The 4,075-nt window shown below is 67.9% G+C and carries 2 protein-coding genes and 1 pseudogene; all 3 read left to right on the top strand.

Translation table 11 applies throughout. The features are described 5' to 3' along the window. Positions 1 to 194 (top strand): annotated as a pseudogene (locus ACE3UY_RS09270) (type II restriction endonuclease); the annotation flags it as partial. Continuing rightward, positions 191 to 2,524 (top strand): BREX-1 system phosphatase PglZ type B, encoded by a 2,334-nt coding sequence (gene pglZ, locus ACE3UY_RS09265; RefSeq protein WP_374687259.1) that lies wholly within the window; start codon positions 191 to 193, stop codon positions 2,522 to 2,524. The pseudogene ACE3UY_RS09270 and the gene pglZ, both read left to right, overlap by 4 nt. Position 2,525: 1 nt before the next feature. Beyond that, on the top strand, positions 2,526 to 4,075 hold a 1,550-nt coding region (gene brxL, locus ACE3UY_RS09260), incomplete at its 3' end, for a BREX system Lon protease-like protein BrxL (protein ID WP_374687258.1).

Here is a 4,075-nt window from a genome sequence, read left to right as displayed (position 1 = left end):
CCATCGGCTGGCGGCCCGACCTGAACGACGGCGTGCGGCTGAACATCCGCCCCTGGGTGACGGCCGGCGTGCTGCGCGGCAAGTTCACCATCAACTGGAACAAAGACCGCGGCCAGAACCCCGACGGCAGCGAGCGGCTGAACGACCGTCACCTGAGCCGGGCGGAGAAGGAAGCGGCGCGGAGGGCGGCGTGAGCGACAACCTGACCCTGCGGGACGCCCTGGCGGCCGCCATCGGCCGGGCCGGCCGCACCAACCTCAACGAGCAGGTCGCCCCGGCGGCCATCCTCTGGCCCGACGAAGCGCGCCACTGGGAACCGCTGCTGCCGGAACTCCGCCGGCGGCTGCCCCTGCTGACCCTGGGCGACTATGACCCCGACCGGCGCAGCGGCCCGGCCTATTACCTGCGCTGCCTGATCGCCCGCACCCTGCCCGAAGATCGACTGCCGGAGGGCGACATCCCGATCATCTACCTGCCCGGCTTCGGCAAGCGCGATCTGCGGGCCATCGAATCGTGCCCGCCGGCGCTGCAACCGCTGGCCGAGTTGCAGTATCGCGGCGTCCTGTGGATCAACCCCAACGGCCGCGATTGGTCTGTGACCGGCTTTCTCCACGCTCTGGGCGCGCCGGTCGCGGCCGGCAACGCCACCCGCGAGGCGCTGGCCCGCGCCCTGACCCGGCTGGCCGACGAACCGCTGGCCCGCTTGCAGCAGGAAGCGCCGCTGCGCGCCGAGTTCTTCGACGAGTTGCTCCACCCCGACGCCGTGCGCCAGATGCTGCTCTGGCTCAGCCAGCCGGAGGCGTACCGGCGGCAGTTGTCACCGCCAGAATGGGCCGCCTTTTGTAGTCTCAGCGCCCAGAAGTATGGCCTGCAACCGGAGAAAGACGGCCCCCTCTCCGCGGCCGAACGGCTGAGCCACGCCGGCGGCGAGTGGCCTCACGCCTCCGGCGAGTGGGCCGCCGTCTGGGCGCGCTACACGGAGGCCCCGGTGGCCTATCCCGGCCTGCCCGATCTGTTACGCCAGGCGCAGCCCCGGCAGTTGCCGCTGTTCGGCGAGCCATCCCCCATCTGGCCGGCGGCCAATGAACAGGCCGAGCAACAGGTTCGCGAAGCGCTGGCCGCCCTGCGCCACGGGTCGGCCGGCAACGCTCGCGCGGCCATCCGGCAGCTGGAGGAGCAACACCGCCCGCGGCGCGACTGGGTGTGGGCCAAGCTGGGTGAAGCGCCTCTGGCCATGGCGCTTGTCCATCTGACCAACCTGGCCGGCCTGACGGCCAGCCCACTCGGCGGCGAGACCACCACGCAGGTGGCCGCCAACTACGTGGCCTGGGGCTGGCAGGCCGACGCGGCCGTGCTGCGGGCGCTGGCGGCGGTGGAGACGGCGGCCGACGTGGCCGCGGTCAAGAGCGCCCTCCTCCCCCTCTACCGGCCCTGGCTGGAACAGGCCACCCAACGCTTTCAGGCAGTGGCGCTGCGGGCGGATAGCCTGGACTACGCCGCCGGCCAGGCGATCAGCGCCGAGCCAGGGACGTGCATTCTGTTCTGCGACGCCTTGCGCTATGACGTCGGCCGCGAGCTGGCCCAACACCTGTCGGACAAAGGGTTCTTGTGCGAGACGGGTTGGCAACTGGCCGCGCTGCCGCCGGTGACGGCCACGGCCAAGCCGGCCATCTCCCCGGCCGCGGCGGCCGTGGGCGGCGGCGACAGGCCCGGGCTGGTTCCGGTCGGCCAGGAGAGCGGCGTGGCGCTGGGCGTCGAACTGTTGCGCAAGCTGGTCGTCGAGCGCGGCTACCAGATACTAAAGTCAGAAGAGCTGGGCGAACCGAGCGGCAAGGCCTGGGCGGAGTACGGGGCGATTGACCGCTATGGCCACGACCACGGCTGGAAGATCGCTCATCACGTCTGGAGCGAGCTGCGCGGCCTGTCTGAGCGGATCGCCGCGCTGCTGAGCCACGGCTGGGGCCAGGTCACCGTCGTCACCGACCACGGCTGGCTGCTGCTGCCGGACGGCATGCCCAAGGCGGAGTTGCCGCAACATCTGACCGTGGCGCGCAAGGGGCGCTGCGCTGTGGTCAAGGAGGGCGCGGCCGTGGCGCACCGGGTCGTACCCTGGCACTGGAATCCAGAGGTGCGCATCGCCATCGCCCCGGACATCCACTGCTTCGAGGCCGGCAAAGAGTATGAGCACGGCGGCCTAAGCCCCCAGGAGTGCGTGGCGCCGGTCATCACCGTCCGGCGGGATGGAGGCGACGTCGCGCCGGTGAACATCGAGGAAGTCAAGTGGCTCGGCCTGCGCTGCAGCGTGCGCCTGTCGGCCGGCGCGCCCGATCTGCTGGTGGACATTCGTCTCAAGGCGGGCGACGGAGGGTCAACGGTGGCCGCTATGCCCAAGTCGCCCGACGCCAGGGGGGCGGTTTCGCTGCTGGTTCCGGACGAAACGCTGGAGGGCAGCGCCGCTTTCATCGTCGTCATCCGTGGCGAAGCGATCCAGACGCAGCGACTGACGGTTATCGGTGGAGAGTGATATGGAACTGGATGCAATCGATCGGCTGGCGGCCGAAGCGTTCGAGGGCTACGTCGTCCGCAAGGATTTAGCCAATCGTTTTCGCGGCCAGTATCCGGTGCCGACCTACGTCGGCGAGTTTCTGATCGGCCGCTACTGCGCCACCATCCATGAAGCCGAGATTGTGGAGGGATTGGAGATCGTCGAGCGCCAGATGCGGCAGCGGACGGTGCGCTCCGGCGAGCAGGAGCTATTCAAGTCGCGCGCCCGCGAGCAGGGGAGCGTCAAACTGATTGACCTGATCACGGCTCGCCTCGATTCGCGCACCGACTCTTATCTGGCCACGCTGCCCAGCCTGCAACTGGCCGACGTGCGCATCGACGCGGAGCTTGTCGCGGCCAACGAACGGCTGCTGACCGGCGGGTTCTACGCCGAGATTCAACTGGAGTATGACGCCGTCATCGCCCAGGAGAGGAACGGGCGGCCGTTTGGCGTGTCTTCCCTGCGGCCCATCCAGCTCTCCAAACACGGCGTGCTGGACACGCTCATGCGCGGCCGGGCCGCGTTCACCGTCGCGCAGTGGAAACAGTTGCTGCTGCGCAGCATCGGCTTTGAGCCGGAGCGGCTCAGCCCGCGCGCCCAGGACATCCTGCTGCTGCGCATCGTGCCCTTCGTCGAGCGGAACTACAACATGGTCGAACTGGGGCCGCGGGGCACGGGCAAGTCCCACCTCTATCAACAGGTCTCGCCCTACTCCCATCTGATCTCCGGCGGCAAGGCCACAGTGGCCAAGATGTTCGTCAACAACGCCACCGGCCAGCGGGGATTGGTCAGCCAATACGACGTCATCTGCTTCGACGAGATTTCCGGCGTCTCTTTCGACCAGAAGGACGGCGTCAATATCATGAAGGGCTACATGGAATCGGGCGAGTTTAGCCGCGGCCGGGAGAGCATCCGGGCCAGCGGCAGCATCGTCGCGGTGGGGAACTTCGACGTTGACGTCGAACATCAGCAGCGCATCAGTCACCTGTTCGGGCCGTTGCCGCCCGAAATGCGCCACGACACCGCCTTTATGGATCGCATCCACGCTTACCTGCCGGGCTGGGACGTGCCCAAGCTGGAAGCGTCCCTGTTTACCGACCATTTTGGGCTGGTGAGCGACTTTCTCTCGGAGGCGTGGTCGGAACTGCGGGCTGAGAATCGCTTGCAGCAGATACAGGGGCGTGTGACCTACGGCGCGGCGCTGAGCGGCCGGGACACCCGGGCGGTCAATAAGACAGTCAACGGCTTGCTGAAGCTGCTCTATCCGGATCTGGCTATGCCGATTGACGATGAGGACATTGAATGGGCTGTCCGGCTGGGCATGGAGATACGCCGGCGCGTCAAGGAACAACAGAAGCGCATCGGTAGCGCCGAGTTCCGCAACACCCATTTCAGCTACCACATGGGGCTGGACGGCGTGGAGCATTTCGTCGTCACCCCGGAATTGCAGAGCGATCGCTACGTCGGCTCCGATCCCTTGCCGCCCGGCCAGGTGTGGTGCATCAGCCCGGGCAGCCTGAATGAAAACCT

Origin of the sequence: Promineifilum sp. (SeqCode), assembly GCF_041918635.1 — a bacterium.
Classification (GTDB): Bacteria; Chloroflexota; Anaerolineae; order Promineifilales; family Promineifilaceae; genus Promineifilum.
Note: the sequence above shows the minus strand (reverse complement) of the source record. Positions and strands in the feature narration are given on the sequence as shown.